Below are 17,355 nucleotides of genomic sequence, written 5' to 3'. Positions count from 1 at the left end.
CGAAGGAGTTGTTCGACACCCTGTCCCGAGACGTCCGCGATGGACTTCGGAAGACAGCAGACTCCGTCAAGACGGAGATAGCATCCCGCCACGCCGCCCGGTGACCACCACGGACCGCAAACCACGCTCTTCGAAGACCAGGGAGCGGCATCACACGCCGGCCCGCAGCCCGCCTGACGACCGCAACTCCGAGCAGGTCCTCGGGCGCGATCGCCGCCGGTGGTTTCGAGGCTCAGGCGCTAGCGCCTTCGCGCCTCAACCACCGTTCGACCTCAGATGCCCAGCGAGCGGCCGATGATCTCCTTCTGGATCTCGGTGGTGCCGCCGTAGATCGTCTGGATGCGGCTGTCGACGTACGCCTTCGCGACGGGGTACTCCATCATGTAGCCGTAGCCGCCGTGGATCTGGACGGCCTGGTCGACGACCTTCTTCTGCAGCTCGGTGGTCCACCACTTCGCCATCGAGGCGAGGGCGGGGTCGACCTCGCCGGCGTTGAGCTTGAGCACACAGTCGTTCACGAAGACCCGCGCGATGTGGGCCTCGGTGGCCATCTCGGCGAGCAGGAACCGGTTGTGCTGGAAGCTGCCGATCGGCTTGCCGAAGGCCTGCCGCTCCTTGGCGTAGGACAGGGACAGCTCCAGCATCAGCTCGACGGCGGCGACCGCCATCACCGCGATCGAGATCCGCTCCTGGGCGAGGTTGACCATCAGCGAGATGAAGCCGGAGCCCTCGGCGCCGAGGAGGTTCTCCTTGGGCACCTCGACGTCGTCGAAGAACAGCTCGGCGGTGTCTTGGGCCTTCATGCCCATCTTGTCGAGGTTGCGGCCGCGCTCGAAGCCCTTCATCCCGCGCTCGACGACCAGCAGGCTGATGCCCTGGTGGCCGGCGTCGGGGTCGGTGCGGCACACGACGATGACCAGGTCGGCCAGGATGCCGTTGCTGATGAACGTCTTGGAGCCGTTGAGGACGTAGTGGTCGCCCTTGTCGATGGCCGAGGTCTTGATGCCCTGCAGGTCGGAGCCGGCGCCCGGCTCGGTCATCGCGATCGCGGAGATGATCTCGCCGCTGACCAGGCCGGGCAGCCAGCGGGCCTTCTGCTCCGGCGTCCCGAGCTGGCTGATGTAGGGGACGATGATGTCGGTGTGCACCGGGAAGCCCGGGCCGCTCGCGCCCACCCGGCACATCTCCTCGGCGACGACCATGTTGTAGCGGAAGTCGTGCACGCCGGCGCCGCCGTACTCCTCGTCGACGTCGAAGCAGAGCAGCCCGTGCTCGCCGGCCTTGCGCCAGACCTCGCGGCTGACCTGGCCGTCCTTCTCCCACTGGTCGTGGTGGGGGACGACCTCCTTGTCGAGGAAGGCGCGGACGGTGCCGCGGAAGTCCTCGTGCTCCTGTTCGAAGATGCTCGGCTTGTCAGGCATCAGGCCACCCACTCCTTGATCTGTGCGATGGTCGCGGCCGGGTCGTCCGACGCGGGGGACACTTGCAGGCTGGTCACGCCGGCCTCGCGGAACGCGGCGATGCGCTCCTGGACGTACGACGCGGGGCCGACCAGGTTGCCGGCCTCGAGCCACTCGAGCGGCACCTTGGCCTCGGCGTCGCGCTTGTGGCCGTCGAGGTAGAGGTCCTGGATCTCGCGTGCCTCCTTCTCGTAGCCGTACTGGCAGGCCAGCTCGTTGTAGAAGTTCTTGCCGCGGGCGCCCATGCCGCCGACGTACAGCGCGTACATCGGCCGCATGAAGTCGAGCATCCCCTTGACGTCCTCACCGATCGCGACCATGCCGCCGGCGCTGATCTCCAGCGGGCCGAGGTCGGCGGAGCGCTTCGCGGTGCCGCGGGCGAGCGAGTCGCCCCAGACCTCCTGGGCCTTCTCGGGCAGGAACAGGAACGGCAGCCAGCCGTCGGCGACCTCGGCGGTCATCGCGACGTTCTTGTCGCCGAGGGCCGCGACCCAGAGAGGGACGACGGGGCGCTCGGGCTTGTTGAGCAGCTTGAGCGGCTTGCCCAGGCCGAGTCCCTGGTCGGCCGGCAGCGGCAGCGTGAAGATGCCGTCGTGCACCAGCGACTCGCGGCGCAGGCCCATCCGGATGATCTCGATGACCTCGCGGGTGCGACCCAGCGGCTTGTCGTAGGGGAGGCCGTGGAAGCCCTCGATCACCTGCGGCCCCGAAGCGCCGAGACCGATGACCGCACGGCCGCCCGAGACGTTGTCGAGACCGGCGGCGGTCTGCAGCAGCGCACCGGGTGTGCGGGAGTAGACGTTGAGGATCCCGGCGCCGATCTCGACGGTCTCGGTCTTGGCGGCCAGGTAGCCCATCAGCGTGGGGGCGTCGAACCCGTAGGGCTCGGCCACCCAGATCGTGTCCAGCCCCGCCTTCTCGAGGCCGGCGACCTGGTCGGCGGTCTGGCGGGGGTTCCCGTCGTACATCAGCGGCATCGACAGCTTCATTGTGACAGCATAACTGTCACGGTCGTGCCGAGGTCAACGTCCCGTCTCGGCCGGGGTCACGCCGGCCGGTCGCCGCCCCGCCCGTGCCAGCTGTCCCACAATGCGGCGTAGGAGCCGCCGGCGGCGACCAGCTCGTCGTGCGAGCCGAGCTCGGAGATCCGGCCGTCCTCGACCACCGCCACCCGGTCGGCGTCGTGGGCGGAGAAGAGCCGGTGCGCGATCGCGATCACCGTGCGCCCCTCGAGTACGGCGGCGAGCGACCGCTCCAGGTGCCGGGCGGCCCGCGGGTCGATCAGCGAGGTGGCCTCGTCGAGCACCAGCGTGTGCGGGTCGGCCAGGACGAGGCGCGCGAGCGCGACCTGCTGGGCCTGTGCGGCCGTGACCGCACGCCCGCCCGAGCCGACCACCGTGTCGAGGCCGTCGGGCAGCGCGTCGACCCAGTCGAGCGCGTCGACGGCGGCCAGCGCGTCGCGGACGTCGTCGTCGGTGGCGCCGGGCCGGGCCAGCACGAGGTTCTCGCGCACGGTGCCGACGAACACGTGGTGCTCCTGGGTGACCAGGGCGACGTGGCCGCGCAGGTCGTCGAGCGGCAGCTCGACCAGGCCGACGCCGCCGACGGTCACCGAGCCGGTGCGCGGCGGGTGGATGCCGGCCAGCAGCCGGCCGAGCGTGGACTTGCCGGCACCCGACGGGCCGACCATCGCGATCCGCTCACCGACCCCGACGGTGAGGTCGACGCCGTGCAGTACGTCGCGCCCGTCGACGTACGAGAACCGCACGTCCTCGGCCGCGAGCTGCTCGCCGGTGGGCTCGCGGCCACTGACCTCGCGGTCGTCGGGCACGTGGGCGACGCCGAGCAGCCGGGCCAGCGAGGCCGCGCCGAGCTGCAGCTCGTCGAGGATCGACACGATCCGGTCGACCGGGTCGATGAGCATCTGCACGTACAGCGTCGCCGCGGTGACGTCGCCGAGCGAGACCTGGCCCTGCGTGTAGAGGTAGCCGCCGAACAGCAGCGTCGCGACGGTCGGGATCAGGTAGGCGATCTCCATGTTGGGGAAGAACACGGTGCGCAGGAACAGCGTGTAGCGCTCGGCCCGGTAGGACGCGTCGATGTCCCGGTCGATCGAGCGGATCCGCTCGCCGCCGAGGTCGAGCGCCTCGACCGTGCGAGCCCCCTCGACGGTCTCGGTGAGCGTGGCGTTGATCTGGGAGTACGTCGCGCTCTCGCGCAGGTAGCCGTCCTTGGCGCGGGCGAGGTACCACCGCAGCCCGATCACGAGCGGGGGGACGCCCAGCACGCAGGGCAGCGCGACCCACCAGCCGACGCTGATCGCGGCGACGAACGTCACGACCGCCGTGATCACCGCGATCGTCCACTCGGGCAGCGCCATCCGCACCGACCAGCCGAGCTGGTCGACGTCGCGGCTGGTGCGGGTCAGCAGGTCGCCGGAGCCGGCCGACTCCACGACCCCGACCGGGAGCGCGAGCGTGTTGCCGACGAAGTCCTCGCGCAGCTCGGCGAGCACCTGCTCGCCGAGGACCTGGCTGAGGTAGCGGGCGTAGCGGGTGAGCACGGTCTGGACGACCAGGAACCCCGCGAGGGCGGCCACCACCCGGTCGACGTGGCCGGTGGTGGTGCCGCCCTCGACGGCCTGCACCAGGTCGCCCAGCAGGCGGGGCGCGGCCAGCCCGGCCAGCGCGGCCAGCACGTGCAGGGCGACCGCCGACCACAGCATCCGCGGGTGACGGCGCGCCAGGTCGACGGCGTAGTGGCGTACGGCGCGCGTGTCGGCGACCGGGAGGTGCGCGGTGGCACTCATCGACCCACCTCCGTGAGGTCGGCGGACTCCCGGGTGACGACGAGGCGGTAGTCGGCGTCGGTCTCCAGCAGCTCGGCGTGCGTGCCGGTGGCGACGATCCGGCCGTCGCGCAGGAACGCGACCCGGTCGGCGGCGTCGAGCATCAGCGGGCTGCTGCTGGTGACCACGGTCGTCCGCCCGGCCCGGTGCCGGCGTAGCCGGGACGCGATCCGCGCCTCGGTGTGGGCGTCGACCGCCGAGGTCGGCTCGACCAGCACGAGGATCTCGGGGTCGGTGGCGAGCGCCCGCGCGAGCACCAGCCGCTGCCGCTGGCCGCCGGAGAAGCTGCGGCCCCGCTCGGCGACCTGAGTGTCGAGGCCCTCGGGCAGGGCATCGAGGATGTCGCCGGCCGACGCCGTCTCGAGCGCGGCGGCGACGTCGCCGCCGCCGGTCACGTCGAGCCGGTCGCCGAGGCGCCCGGAGAAGAACAGTGCCCCGGTGTCGGAGACCACGATCCGGTGCCGGACCTCGACCGGGGACAGGGCGGTGAGCGGTACGTCGCCGAGCCGCACGTCCTCGTCCAGCCGGCCGTCGACGGGCGCGGCGGCCATGCCCAGCCGGTCGGCGAGGGCGGCCGACTCGTCGGGCTGCTCGCTGACGACGGCTGTCAGCAGGCCGTGGCGCACCAGCAGGCCGGTGCGGGCGTCGTACAGGTCCGAGCCGACCGGCGGCGAGGGCGCCGCCTCGACCGGTTCGTGCACGTCGGGCTCGAGCGCGAGCACCCGGCACACGCGGACGGCGGCGACCCGCGCCCGGATGATCTTGTTGGCGTACTCGGTGGCGGTCCGCAGCGGGATCATCAGGAACGCGGAGTAGCCGTAGAACGCGACCAGCTCGCCCGGCGTGATCGTGCCGTCGACGGCGTACCGCGCGCCGATCCAGACGACCACCACGACGAACAGGCCGGGCAGCAGCACCTGGAGCGCGTCGAGCACCGACTGCAGCCGGGCGACCTGGACGCCGGCCGCCCGGGTGGTCTGCGACTCGCGGCGGTAGCGGTCGTGGAACACCTGCTCGCCGCCGATGCCGCGCAGCACCCGCAGCCCGCCGACGATGTCGCTGGCGGTGTTGGCCAGCTGGCCCATCAGGTGCCGCTGGTGCGCGCTGCGGCGCTGGAGCGGGCCGAGGATCGGCGCGACCCCGAGCATCAGCACGGGCACACCGATCAGCACCACGAGGCCGAGCGTGACGGAGGTCTGCAGCAGGATCACCGAGACGAGCACGAACGACACCACCGCACCGGCGAACCGCGCCGACACGTCCATCAGCTGACCCAGGTGGGAGAGGTCGCTGGTGCCGATCGCGACCACCTCGCCCGTGGATACCTGGCGCGGCAGCGCGCCGCCGAGCCGCACGGTCTGCCGGGTGACGAGCTGGACGGTGCGGTACGCCGCGATCAGCCAGTTCGTCACCGCGAACCGGTGCCGGACGATGCCGCTGGCGGCCTGGACGAGACCGATCGCGAACAGCACGCCGGCCCACTTCAGCAGCTCGCCGGTGTCCTTGTCGGCGATGCCGAGGTCGATCGCCCGGCCGATGACGGCGGGCATCACGGCCTGCGAGCTCATCCAGATGATGCCGAAGCACATGCCCCCGAGCAGCGTGGCCCACTGCCCCTTCGCCATCCACCACAGGAACCGTCCCGGCGAGCGGTGATCGGGGGTCCCGGGGTGGTCGAGGGGCAGGTGGCGCACTCGTCTCAGGGTACGGACCGGCGCTTGCGCCGAGCCATGGGTTTTCGGCTACGGCGAGGCGACGTCATCGCGCTTCATCAGGTGGTGGGGGAGCAGCACCAGCAGCGTCACCATCACCAGGGCCATCGTGCCCGCCGCGATGCTGGACCAGGTGCGGTCGATGACCATGTCGAAGATGAACATCACGATGCCGGTCACGAGCAGCGCGATCGCGGTGAGCACCCCCCACACCAGCACGTGTGCCGAGGCCACCAGGCGCTCCTTGACGTGTCGCCCGGACAGCCGGCGGTGGATCGCGATGGGACCCATGATCATCGCGGTCGTCAGGGTCGCCAGCAGCACTAGTGCCAGGTAGAGGCCCTTCTGGACGTCGTCCAGCGAGCCGAACCTGTCCTGGAACGGCAGCGTGAGCAGGAAGCCCGCGAGCAGCTGCGCCCCGGTCTGCATCACCCGCAGCTCCTGCAGCAGGTCCTCCCATTTGCGGTCGAGCCGCTCCTCCTCGGTCTCCCGGCGGCCCGACTTGGGGTTCTCCGGCAGCTCGTCGTCGCTCATGGCGACAGTGTGACCCAGCGTCACCCGCTCGCGCCCCAGTTCAGCCGGCCAGACCCTCGACGACCTCGGCGCCGGGCAGCTCGGCGGCGAGTGCGCCCGGCAGCAGCAGCTTGGAGCGGCGCACGCCGGAGCCGATCACCACCACGTCGATCTCGAGGACGCGCGGGTCGACCAGCAGCCGCCAGCCCGCGGGCAGGCCGATGGGCGTGATCCCGCCGTACTCCATCCCGGACTCCTCGACGGCACGGTCCATCGCCAGGAACGACGCCTTGCGCACGTCCAGGGTGCGCTTGACCAGGCCGTTGACGTCGGCCCGCGTGTCGGCCCGCACCAGGCAGGCCGCGACCCGCTCGGCCCCGTCGCGGCGACCCGCGACCACCACGCAGTTGGCGCCGGTCGACATCGGCAGGTCGTACGCCGCCGCCAGTGCCGCGGTGTCGGCGATCGCCGGGTCGATCTCCACGACGCCGATCGAGCCGGCGCCCGGCCACGCCCGCAGCGCGTCCACGACGGAGGGGGCCAGCAGGTCGGGTCGGTCGAGGGCCGGGACGGTCGTCAGGGAGCCGAGCGCGGGCGCAGTCACGTCGGTCATTCTGGCGGGTGTCACCCAGGGTTCATGTCGCTTCCGCTGCGGCGACACACTCCCGCGGTCTGCTGGGGGCATGCGCGAGCCGCTCGAGCTGCACGGGTTGCCACTGGTCATCGCCCACCGGGGCGCCTCCGGCTACCGGCCGGAGCACACGCTGGCGTCGTACCGCCTGGCGATCGCCCTCGGCGCCGACTACGTCGAGCCCGACCTGGTCAGCACCCGCGACGGCGTGCTGGTCGCGCGCCACGAGAACGAGATCAGCGCGACCACCGACATCGCCGACCATCCCGAGCTCGCCGACCGGATGACCACCAAGGAGGTGGACGGACGGGTCGTGACCGGCTGGTTCACCGAGGACCTCACGCTCGCCGAGCTCAAGACGCTGCGGGCGGTCGAGCGGCTGCCCGACCTGCGGCCCCGCAACACCCGCTACGACCGCCGCTACGACGTGCCGACGTTCGACGAGATCCTCACGCTGGTGGCCGAGGAGTCGGGGCGGCTGGGCCGCCCGGTCGGCGTGTACCCGGAGACCAAGCACCCCTCGCACTTCGCCTCGCTGGGGCTGGCGCTCGAGGAGCCGCTGCTCGACACGCTCGCCCGCCACGGGATGGGCGGCGCAGGCGCCCCGGTGTTCCTGCAGTCGTTCGAGCCCGGCAACCTGCGCTGGCTGCGGTCGCGGACCGCGCTGCCGCTGGTGCAGCTGGTGGCCGCCGACGGACGCGTCGACCTGGTCACGTCGCCGGGGCTGCGGCGGGTGGCGACGTACGCCGACGCGGTGGGGGTGGCCAAGGACCTCGTGCTCCCGCGGCACGCCGACACCGGCACCATCGGCGACCCCTCGCCGCTGGTGACCGATGCCCACGCCGCCGGCCTCCAGGTGCACGTCTGGACGCTGCGCGACGAGAACGCCTTCCTGCCGACGGGCTACCGCCGCGGGGCGGACCCCGCGGCGATCGGCGACTCGATCGAGGAGACCCAGGCCTTCCTCGACGCCGGCGTGGACGGCCTGTTCACCGACCACCCCGACACCACGCTCGAGGCGTGCCGGCTGCACGCCTCCGGCGCCCGGGTCCACGCCAGCTGAGCGCGCTCAGCGCTCCTCGTCCGGGGTCTCCTCGACGGTCGGCTCCGTCAGCGTGTCGGTCGGCTCCTGCTCGGGGTCGACCGGGGGTGTGTCACGGTCGGCGTCACTGCCGACCCACCCGGTCTGCCGGGTCGACCAGCGCTTGCCGCTCGAGAGCCCGACGGCGAGCAGGCCGGCCAGCCCGGCGAGCACCCACGGGACCGGCATCAGCCAGCGGACGTCACCGTCGCCGACGACGTCGCCCTGGATCAGGGCCCAGACGCCGACCAGGCCGAGGAACGCGATCCCCATGACCAGGTGGCCGACGTTGACCGGGTGCCGTCCCGACGGGCGCGCGGTCCCGGCCGTGCCGGAGGTGTCGTAGAAGGTGGTCGTGCTCATCGGTGCACCTCGATCTGTCCGACGCCCAGCTGGGTGTCGATGGTGATCCGCGGGTCGGTCTCGGCCCCGTCGGAGGAGTTGACGGTCGTGTCGATGCCGCCCCGCTCGAAGCCGAAGACCTCGATGTTGCCGGGGCCGTCCACGTCGGCGTGGACGACGGCGGTCAGACCGTCGGGGAGGATGATCTCGATGTGGCCGATGCCGCCCTCGACCTCGAGCGTGCGACCGTCGAGGTTCTGGAGGTCGGACACCTCCCGCAGGTCGATCAGCTGCTCACCGACACCGAGCCAATAGCGGTCGTCGACGAGCGCGGAGCTGGTGGGTGTCTCGGTGACCCGGTCGCCGTCCCAGCGGTCCGCCGCGGTCGCACCGGTCAGCACCACGGTCGAGATCAGGCCGAGCGCGATGATCCCACCGGCCCGCCCGTAGAACGCGCCGACCACGAGCATCAGGCCGCAGATCCCGACGGCGAGGGCGGGGTACGCCGCGTCCGCGACCGACGCGCCGGCCAGGTCGGCCATCCCGAGCACGCCCTCGGCGAGGGTGATCAGCGCCAGCGTGAACCAGAACAGGATCGGTCCCCGCTTGCGCGGGTTGGGCGGGCGGGGCGGAGGCGGGACGTACGTCGCCGGCGGGACGTAGGAGGGCGGCGGTGGGGAGTACGCCGGCTGGGTGGGCTGTGCGGACGGCGGCGGCGCGTACGGCGCGGCCGTGAAGCCCGGCGCGACCGGGGCCGACGGGTCCGGGGCCCACGGCACCGGTGGCACCGGGCGTGGCGGGTTGTTGCGGGTCAGCAGCCACAGCGCGACCAGCGCCACCACGGCGAGCGGCCACGGGAACCAGAACGCGCCCCAGGAGTCGCCGATCAGGGCGAGGGCGGCGACCACGCCGACGATCACCAGCGCGACCGAGCGGCTGCGCTCGTCGAGGTTGAACGGCGCCCGGGCCGCCCCGTCCTCGGGCACCAGGATCCAGCACGCGCCGTACAGGATCAGCCCGGCGCCGCCGAAGAACACGAGGACCACGAACGCCACCCGCAGGATCAGCGGGTCGATGTCGAGGTGCCGCGCGAGGCCGCCTGCCACGCCGGCCACCTTGCGATCGCTGACGGAGCGGCGCAGGCGGCCCAGGTCGCGGACCTGGTCGCGGTCGACGCGCGGGCCGGTGCCCCCGGTGGGGTGCTGTGGCTGCGGGCCTGATGGTGCCTCGGGCGGTGTCGTGGTCATGGCTCCAGCCTGGTCGGTCGTGCGAGCGCGCACCATCGGGGACAGCCCTGATCCTGCCCGGTGCCGCGGGTCGGGTGGCCGGGGGTGCGGTCAGGGGTGTGTCGGGGTTCGCCCTCATGGTCCGCGGTCACCCGCAATGAGACGATGAGGGGGAGATGAGCAGCGCACACGCCACCGCCGACGCCGGCCGGCCCGACCCGCGATCGGCGGCGGTCCCGCTCGGCGGGCGACGCGCGACCCGTGACACCCAGGAGCCGATCCTCGGCGGGGTGGCGGCCGGCCTGGCGCGGCACCTCGACTTCCCGGTCCTGTGGGTGCGTGCGGGCTTCGTGGTCGCCGCATTCCTCGGCGGTGCCGGCGTGGCCTTCTACGCCGGCCTGTGGTGGCTGCTGCCCTCCGACGCGCACTTCGAGACCGGTGCCCCCGGCATCGAGAGCGCCACCCGCGGCGGCCGGCGCCCGGGCCGGATGCGCCGGCTCGGGGACGTCGGCCCCGCGATCGCGCTGGCCGCGCTCGGGCTCGGCGCGATCCTGATGCTCGAGGCGGTGCTCGGCCGGGGCGCGATCTTCTGGCCCCTGGTGATCGCGATCGTCGGCGTCGCGCTGCTGTGGCGGCAGGCCGACGAGGCGCAGCGCGAGCGCTGGCTGGACAGCACCGGCCGGATCGATCCCGTGCGCGCGGTGTTCGGAAGCGGCGGCTGGGCGTCGTACGCCCGGGTCGGCGCTGGAGTTCTGCTGATCGTCGCGGCCTTGTTCCTGTACGCGGTGCGCGGCGGCTCGCTCAGCATGGCGCGCGACGTCACGGTGGTGGCGCTGCTGAGCATCGTGGGTCTCGCGATCGTGATCGGGCCGTGGATCTACCGCCTCGCCTCCGACCTCAGCGACGAGCGGGCCGAGCGGGTGCGCACCCAGGAGCGAGCCGACGTCGCCGCCCACCTGCACGACTCGGTGCTGCAGACGCTCGCCCTCATCCAGAAGAACGCCGACGACGCCACCACGGTCGCGCGGCTGGCCCGCGCCCAGGAGCGCGACCTGCGATCGTGGCTCTACGCCGGCGACTCCACCGACGAGCGCACGGTGGCGAGCGCGCTGCGGGGGGCCGCGGCGCGGGTCGAGGACGAGTACGCCGTGTCCGTCGACGTGGTCACGGTCGGCGACTGCGACTTCGAGGAGACGCTCCGGCCCGTGGTCAACGCGAGCGGCGAGGCGATGACCAACGCGGCGAAGCATGCGGGGACCGGCAAGGTCGACGTCTACGCCGAGGTCACCGAGACCGCGGTCGACGTCTTCGTCCGCGACCGCGGCCCGGGCTTCGACCCGGCGACGGTGCCCGCGGACCGGTACGGCGTCCGCCACAGCATCGTGGACCGGATGCAGCGTCACGGAGGCACGGCCGAGGTCCGGTCGGTGCTCGGCGAGGGGACCGAGGTGCGGCTGCACCTGTCCCGGCAGCCGCGACAGGAGGAGAACGATGAGTGAGCAGCGCCCGGCAGCACGCACTGCGGGACCGGTGGCGATCGTGATCGTCGACGACCATGCGATGTTCCGGCGCGGCGTGCGAGCGGAGCTCGAGACCGCCGGTCGCGGGCTGGTCAAGGTGCTGGCCGAGGCGGCCGACGTCGACGAGGCCGTGGCGGCGGTGTCGACGCACCGGCCCGACGTGGTGCTGCTCGACGTCCACCTGCCCGGTGGCGGCGGCGTGGAGGTGATGCGGCGGGTCGGACTCTCGGGTGCCTCGCCCGACACCCGCTACCTCGCGCTCTCGGTCAGCGACGCCGCCGAGGACGTCATCGGCACCATCCGCGGTGGTGCCCGCGGCTACGTCACCAAGACGATCACCGGTCCCGAGCTGGTGCAGGCGATCGGCCGCGTCTCCGAGGGCGACGCGGTGTTCTCGCCGCGGCTCGCGGGCTTCGTGCTGGACGCCTTCTCCGGCTCGATCGACGTGGCGGCCGTCGACGAGGACCTCGACCGGCTCACCGAGCGCGAGCGCGAGGTGATGCGGCTGATCGCCCGCGGCTACGCCTACAAGGAGGTCGCCAAGGAGCTGTTCATCTCGATCAAGACCGTCGAGACCCACATGTCCAGCGTGCTGCGCAAGCTGCAGCTCTCGTCCCGCCACGAGCTGACCCGCTGGGCGTCGGACCGCCGTCTGCTCTGAGCTGCCCTGGTCCGAGCTTGCGAGGGGGTGGTGCTGTTCCTCGGCGAGTACCTCGTCGGACGCCGGAACGGCCTCGGCACCCCGCCCGACGCCGAGGTGCAGATCGTTTGAGCAGCGTCCGGCCTCTAGGCTCCTGGCATGGAGTTCCTGCGTCACCTGCTGCTCGTGGTCCACATGCTCGGCTTCGCCGCGTTGCTGGGCGGTCTGCTGGTGCAGGCCCGCAGCCCTGAGAAGACCGCCAACGCGCTGATGCGCGACGGCGCGGGGACGGCGTTCCTCGCCGGGCTGCTGCTGGTCGGGGTGATCGAGGCCGATGACGGCGACCTCAACAACACCAAGGTCGCGGTCAAGGGCGTCATCGGCCTGGTGATCCTCGTGCTCGTGATGGCCAACCTCCGCAAGGAGCGGATCGCCAACGGTCTCTGGGCCCTGCTGCTGGCCCTCACCATCGCGAACATCTGCGTCGCCGTCTTCTGGGCCTCAGCCCACTCCTGAGACCTCCTCACGTCCCCGGGTGGCCACCAGGCTGGTCGCGGTCGTGATGCCGAGGACCGCGACGATCACCCCGAGGGACGCCAGCGTCGGCACATCCGGCACCGACGGCCAGGTCAGGTGCGCCCAGTGGAGCACCAGCTTCACGCCGATGAAGCCGAGGATGGCGGCCAGCCCGAAGCCGAGGTGCACCAGTCGGCTCAGCGCCCCCTGCACGACGAAGTAGAGGGCCCGGAGGCCGAGCAGCGCGAACGCGTTGGTGGCGAACACCAGGAACGGGTCGCCCGTGATGCCGTAGACGGCCGGGACCGAGTCGACGGCGAACACCACGTCGGTCGCCAGGACGGCGAAGACCACGACGGCCAGGGGGGTGAGCGCTCGACGGCCGGCGACGCGGGCGGTCAGGCGCGGGCCGTCGTACTCGCCCGTGACCGGCATGAGCCGCCGGATCAGGCGCACCGAGCGCATCCGGCTCACGTCCTTGCCCGCGTGGTCGGCGCCGGAGACGGCGTCGCGGAGCAGCTTCACCCCGGTCGCGAGCAGCACCAGCCCGAACACCGCGAAGACCCAGTCGAACGCCGACAGTGCGGCTGCGCCGAGCGCGATGAACACCCCGCGCAGGACGAGCGCGCCGACGATGCCGTAGAGCAGCACCCGTTGTTGGAGCGCGGCGGGCACCGCGAAGGCCGTCAGCAGCAGCATGAACACGAACAGGTTGTCCACGCTCAAGGTCTTCTCGACCAGGTAGCCGGTGTAGTACTCGACGCCGCGCTCGGCGCCGTGCCGGCTCCAGACCCAGCCGCCGAAGGCCAGGGGGAGCGCGACGTAGAACGCGGACCACGCCAGCGCCTCCCGCATCGACACCTCGTGCGGGCGCCGGGTCGCGACGAAGTCCAGGACGAGCAGCGCCAGGACCGCTCCGATGGTGACGGCCCACAGCGTCGGGGTGCCGATGGTGTCGATGGCAAGGGGAGTGAACATGGTGCTCCTCGAGTCGGTGCTCGAGGTCTCCCTCACCTGTTGTCAGGTGTCCCCCGGGGCGGCCGGTGGCGGCCGCCGTACTGACCGGGTGGTGCTTGGTCGAGGTACTCCCCTCAGCGGCGAGGATAGACGGCCCGGCAAAATGTCGGCACCATCCTCAGGTCCGTCGCCACCGGGCCGATCAAGCCCTCGTAGTCACCTGACGAGAGGCCGACACGGTGGAAGAGATCGATGAGATCGTCCAAGAGTTCCTCGTGGAGAGCCACGAGAACCTGGACCAGCTCGACCGCGACCTGGTTGCGCTCGAGCGGGAGCCCGGCTCCCGAGACCTGCTGGGCAGCATCTTCCGGACCATCCACACGATCAAGGGGACCAGCGGGTTCCTGGCGTTCGGGAAGCTGGAGGCCGTGACGCACGTCGGGGAGAACCTCCTCGCCAGGCTGCGTGACGGCAAGCTCTCGATGACGCCGCAGACGACCGACCCGCTGCTCGCCATGGTCGACACCGTGCGCGAGCTGCTCGCCTCGATCGAGGACAACGGCACCGAGGGCGACGTCGACGTGTCCGACGTCGTGGAGCGGATCACCGCCATCCTCGACGGCAACGAGGCCGCGCCCGCCCCGACACCCATCGCCGAGCTCCTCCCCGAGCCCGCCGCCGACCCGGAGCCCGAGCCCGAGCCCGCCAACGTCGTCGCCGAGCCCGCGACGGTCGCCGAGCCGGTCGTCGAGCCGGTCGCGGCACCCGCCCCGGTCGCGGCTGCTCCGCCGGCCCCGCCCGCCCGTCCCGTTCCGGCCGACACCGCCGAGGAGGGCGTGACGCGCCGCAACGTCGCGGACTCCTCGATCCGCGTGGACGTCGAGCTGCTCGACACCCTCATGCGCCTCGTGGGCGAGCTGGTGCTCACCCGCAACCAGATCGTCCGGCAGGCCGGAGACCAGGACGGGCTGGACCTGATGCGGTCCGCCCAGCGCCTCAACCTGATCGCGACCGAGCTGCAGGAGGGGGTCATGAAGACCCGCATGCAGCCGATCGACCACCTCTGGTCCAAGCTGCCCCGCGTCGTCCGCGACCTCGGCGCCGCCTGCGGCAAGGGCGTGAAGCTGGCCATGGTCGGCCGCGAGACCGAGCTGGACCGCTCGCTCCTGGAGTCGGTCAAGGACCCGCTGACCCACCTGGTGCGCAACGCCGTCGACCACGGGCTCGAGACGCCCGAGGGCCGGCGCGCGGCCGGCAAGCCCGCCGAGGGCGTGCTGACCCTCCGCGCCTACCACGAGGGCGGCCAGGTGGTCGTCGAGGTCTGCGACGACGGTGCCGGCATCGACGCCGACAAGATCGCCGACAAGGCGCTGGCCAGCGGCCTGCGCACCTCCGCCCAGCTCGCCCAGATGTCCTCGGCCGACATCCTGCAGCTGATCTTCCTGCCCGGCTTCTCCACCGCGCAGTCGGTCACCAACGTCTCCGGCCGCGGGGTCGGGATGGACGTGGTCAAGACCAACATCGAGAGCATCGGCGGGACCATCGAGGTCGAGTCCGTCGTCGGGCGCGGCACCACGTGCCGACTGCGGATCCCGCTGACGCTGGCGATCGTGCCGGCGCTCACCGTGGAGTGCGCGGGCGACCGCTACGCGATCCCGCAGGTCAGCCTGCTGGAGCTCGTCGCGCTCGACGCCGACCGGGCGGCCAGCGCCGTCGAGGACGTCAACGGCGCCTCGGTCTACCGGCTGCGCGGAGCCCTGCTCCCGCTCGTCCGGCTCACCGACGTGCTCGGTGTGGAGTCCGAGCGGTCGGACGGCCACGTGCTGATCGCGGTCCTGCAGGCCGAGGGCAAGCGCTTCGGTCTGGTGATCGACCGGGTGCTCAGCACCGAGGAGATCGTCGTCAAGCCGCTCACCTCGCGCCTGAAGTCGCTGGGCACCTACTCCGGCGCCACGATCCTCGGCGACGGCCGGGTCGCCCTGATCCTGGACGTCCAGGCCCTCGCCCGCCGGGCGCTCACGGCCGAGGCGCTCGAGCGCGGCGCCGGCGACGGGGGCGCCGAGGAGCAGCGCGCTGCCGGCGAGCACCTGCGGATGCTGGTCGCCGGCATCGGTGGTGGACGCCGGGTGGCGATCCCGCTGTCGTCGGTCACCCGACTCGAGAACATCGCCGCCAGCTCGGTCGAGGTGGTGGGCAGCCGCGAGGTCGTCCAGTACCGCGGCGCGATCCTGCCCCTGCTGCGGCTCGACCGGCACCTCGGTGCGGTCAGCGAGCGGGCCGGCGACGACCTGGTGGTCGTCGTCTACTCGGCCGGTGCCCGCAGCGTCGCGATCGTGGTCGACGAGATCATCGACATCGTCGACGAGGAGACCGAGGTCCACAGCGACATCGACGACCACGGCCTGGTCGGCTCCACGCTGATCCGGGACCGGATCGTCGAGGTCCTCGACGTACGCGCCGCGATCCTCGCGGCCGACCCGAAGTTCTACTCCGAGCCGGAGGTCGACCTCGACCTCCGCAACGAGCTCCAGGAGGCGGTGTGAGCACCCGGATGGTGACCTTCACCCTCGATGGACACCTCTACGGTGTCGACGTCGGGGCGGTCCAGGAAGTGCTGCGGGGCCAGACGCGGACTCGGATCCCGCTCTCGCCGCGCACGCTCGCCGGGCTGATCAATCTGCGCGGGCAGGTGCTCAGCGCGATCGACCTCCGGGCGCTTCTCGACATGCCGGCGCGGGCCGTGGACACCGAGCCCATGCTCGTGGTCATCCGCGTCGCCGGCGAGCCGATCGCGCTTCTCGTCGACTCCATCGGGTCGGTCGTCGACGTCGACGCCGACCAGTTCGAACCGCCGCCGGACACCCTCGCGGGCGTCTCGCGCGACCTCCTTCTCGGGGCATACAAGCTGGAGGACCAGCTGCTGCTGGCCCTCGACGTCGACCGCGCAGTCGCGGCCTGACGGCCAACCCTCAGAGAAGGCACGATCATGAAGTCACCCATCACCTGGACCGTCGGCCGCCGCCTGACCGCGATCGCGGGCATCGGCGTGCTCACGACCGTCGTCGTCGGCGGCGTCGCGCTCAACGGGCTCCGCAACACCGACTCGGACGCGAAGAGCCTCGCCAAGTACGAGGACGCCCGGTCGCTGTTCCACGCCCTCGACACCCGCTCCAGCGAGCTCAAGGTCGACGGGCTCAAGGCGATCACGTACACCGACAACGCGAGCATCGCCCAGGACGTCCAGGACGACATCGCGACGATCGACGGCTTGATGGCCGAGCTCGAGGCGGTCCAGCTGGACGCCACCGCGGAGCAGACCGCGGCGTTCAACGACGCCTGGACCCAGTACGAGACCGCGATCGCCGACTTCGTCGACGCTGCGATCAAGGACCCGGACGCGATGCGCGCCCGGGCCGACGAGATCCAGGCGGCCAACGATCAGATGGACGCCCTGCTCGGCGGTACCATCGATCAGATCGAAGAGGCCGCCCAGGCCGAGGAGGACCAGGCGAACTCCGACCGGTCCAGTGCGATCACGCTGTTCCTGATCGCCGGCGCGCTCGGCGTGCTGGCCATCGTCGTCCTCGCCTACTTGATCGCACGTTCGATCACCCGGCCGCTGCGCAGCAGCATCGACGTCCTCCGCGGGTTCGCCGACGGCGACCTGACCCAGCGGGCCGAGGAGCGCTCCAGCGCCGAGCTCGGCGAGCTCGAGCGGGCCCTGAACTCCTCGATCGAGTCCGTGGGCAGCGTCATCGGCACGGTGGTGGGTTCGGCGGATGCGGTGGCGGCTGCGTCGGAGGAGTTGTCGGCGTCGTCGCAGCAGATTGCGGCGGGTGCGGAGGAGACGTCGGTGCAGGCGGGTGTGGTGTCGGGTGCTGCTGAGGAGGTGTCGCGCAACGTGCAGAC

At 72.0% G+C, this 17,355-nt stretch carries 16 protein-coding genes; 7 read left to right on the top strand and 9 right to left on the bottom strand.

Going from position 1 to position 17,355, the window contains the following annotated elements; translation table 11 throughout:
* Positions 1–272 precede the first annotated feature (272 nt).
* The 6 genes from QQZ14_RS18155 to QQZ14_RS18130 are packed head-to-tail and all read right to left on the bottom strand — an operon-like array spanning position 273 to position 7,146.
* Positions 273–1,421: an acyl-CoA dehydrogenase family protein gene (locus tag QQZ14_RS18155; protein ID WP_284535807.1), complete on the bottom strand. Its 1,149-nt coding sequence runs from the start codon at positions 1,419–1,421 to the stop codon at positions 273–275.
* Positions 1,421–2,449: an LLM class F420-dependent oxidoreductase gene (locus QQZ14_RS18150; protein ID WP_284535806.1), complete on the bottom strand. Its 1,029-nt coding sequence runs from the start codon at positions 2,447–2,449 to the stop codon at positions 1,421–1,423. Before QQZ14_RS18150 ends, QQZ14_RS18155 begins: the two co-directional genes overlap by 1 nt.
* Positions 2,450–2,505: 56 nt before the next feature.
* Positions 2,506–4,269, bottom strand: coding sequence for an ABC transporter ATP-binding protein (locus QQZ14_RS18145; RefSeq protein WP_284535805.1), 1,764 nt, complete (start codon positions 4,267–4,269; stop codon positions 2,506–2,508).
* Positions 4,266–6,002: an ABC transporter ATP-binding protein gene (locus QQZ14_RS18140; RefSeq protein ID WP_284535804.1), complete on the bottom strand. Its 1,737-nt coding sequence runs from the start codon at positions 6,000–6,002 to the stop codon at positions 4,266–4,268. Before QQZ14_RS18140 ends, QQZ14_RS18145 begins: the two co-directional genes overlap by 4 nt.
* A 48-nt stretch (positions 6,003–6,050) precedes the next feature.
* Complete coding sequence (locus QQZ14_RS18135; RefSeq protein ID WP_284535803.1) at positions 6,051–6,554, bottom strand: DUF6328 family protein; 504 nt, start codon at positions 6,552–6,554, stop codon at positions 6,051–6,053.
* A 40-nt stretch (positions 6,555–6,594) separates the two neighbouring features.
* Positions 6,595–7,146: a YbaK/EbsC family protein gene (locus tag QQZ14_RS18130; protein WP_284535802.1), complete on the bottom strand. Its 552-nt coding sequence runs from the start codon at positions 7,144–7,146 to the stop codon at positions 6,595–6,597.
* A gap of 70 nt (positions 7,147–7,216) precedes the next feature.
* Between QQZ14_RS18130 and QQZ14_RS18125 the strand changes: the two genes are divergently transcribed.
* Positions 7,217–8,227 (top strand): glycerophosphodiester phosphodiesterase, encoded by a 1,011-nt coding sequence (locus tag QQZ14_RS18125; RefSeq protein WP_284535801.1) that lies wholly within the window; start codon positions 7,217–7,219, stop codon positions 8,225–8,227.
* Positions 8,228–8,233: 6 nt separating this feature from the next.
* Here QQZ14_RS18125 and QQZ14_RS18120 read toward each other — a convergent pair whose 3' ends face one another.
* On the bottom strand, positions 8,234–8,608 hold the full coding sequence (locus QQZ14_RS18120; RefSeq protein WP_284535800.1) for a hypothetical protein: 375 nt from the start codon (positions 8,606–8,608) through the stop codon (positions 8,234–8,236).
* Positions 8,605–9,834: a PspC domain-containing protein gene (locus QQZ14_RS18115; protein WP_284535799.1), complete on the bottom strand. Its 1,230-nt coding sequence runs from the start codon at positions 9,832–9,834 to the stop codon at positions 8,605–8,607. Before QQZ14_RS18115 ends, QQZ14_RS18120 begins: the two co-directional genes overlap by 4 nt.
* 155 nt (positions 9,835–9,989) lie before the next feature.
* Between QQZ14_RS18115 and QQZ14_RS18110 the strand changes: the two genes are divergently transcribed.
* The 3 genes from QQZ14_RS18110 (at position 9,990) to QQZ14_RS18100 (ending at position 12,489) form a co-directional block, all read left to right on the top strand.
* Entirely contained in the window at positions 9,990–11,312 is a 1,323-nt protein-coding gene (locus QQZ14_RS18110; protein ID WP_284535798.1) for an ATP-binding protein, read from the top strand.
* Positions 11,305–11,994: a response regulator gene (locus tag QQZ14_RS18105; protein ID WP_284535797.1), complete on the top strand. Its 690-nt coding sequence runs from the start codon at positions 11,305–11,307 to the stop codon at positions 11,992–11,994. Before QQZ14_RS18110 ends, QQZ14_RS18105 begins: the two co-directional genes overlap by 8 nt.
* Before the next feature lie 138 nt (positions 11,995–12,132).
* Positions 12,133–12,489 carry a hypothetical protein gene (locus QQZ14_RS18100; RefSeq protein ID WP_284535796.1) on the top strand — a complete coding sequence of 119 codons (357 nt, stop codon included), beginning with the start codon at positions 12,133–12,135 and terminating at the stop codon, positions 12,487–12,489.
* Here the strand turns inward: QQZ14_RS18100 and QQZ14_RS18095 are convergent.
* Positions 12,475–13,467 (bottom strand): TerC family protein, encoded by a 993-nt coding sequence (locus QQZ14_RS18095; RefSeq protein WP_284535795.1) that lies wholly within the window; start codon positions 13,465–13,467, stop codon positions 12,475–12,477. The genes QQZ14_RS18100 and QQZ14_RS18095 overlap by 15 nt on opposite strands.
* Before the next feature lie 218 nt (positions 13,468–13,685).
* On the opposite strand from QQZ14_RS18095, the gene QQZ14_RS18090 reads away from it, so the two are divergent.
* From QQZ14_RS18090 to QQZ14_RS18080, 3 genes are all read left to right on the top strand, one after another.
* The gene (locus QQZ14_RS18090) at positions 13,686–15,989 is read left to right on the top strand and encodes a chemotaxis protein CheW (RefSeq protein ID WP_284535794.1); all 2,304 of its coding nucleotides are present in this window, start codon (positions 13,686–13,688) and stop codon (positions 15,987–15,989) included.
* Positions 15,986–16,405 (top strand): chemotaxis protein CheW, encoded by a 420-nt coding sequence (locus tag QQZ14_RS18085; protein ID WP_284535793.1) that lies wholly within the window; start codon positions 15,986–15,988, stop codon positions 16,403–16,405. The genes QQZ14_RS18090 and QQZ14_RS18085 overlap by 4 nt, the downstream gene beginning before the upstream one ends.
* 27 nt (positions 16,406–16,432) lie before the next feature.
* The coding region (locus QQZ14_RS18080; RefSeq protein WP_284535792.1) for a HAMP domain-containing protein at positions 16,433–17,355 on the top strand (923 nt) is incomplete at its 3' end.

Origin of the sequence: Nocardioides sp. T2.26MG-1, assembly GCF_950101795.1 — a bacterium.
Classification (GTDB): domain Bacteria; phylum Actinomycetota; class Actinomycetes; order Propionibacteriales; family Nocardioidaceae; genus Nocardioides.
The sequence above is the reverse complement of the archived record's forward strand: the minus strand, read 5'-3'. Positions and strand labels throughout refer to the sequence as shown.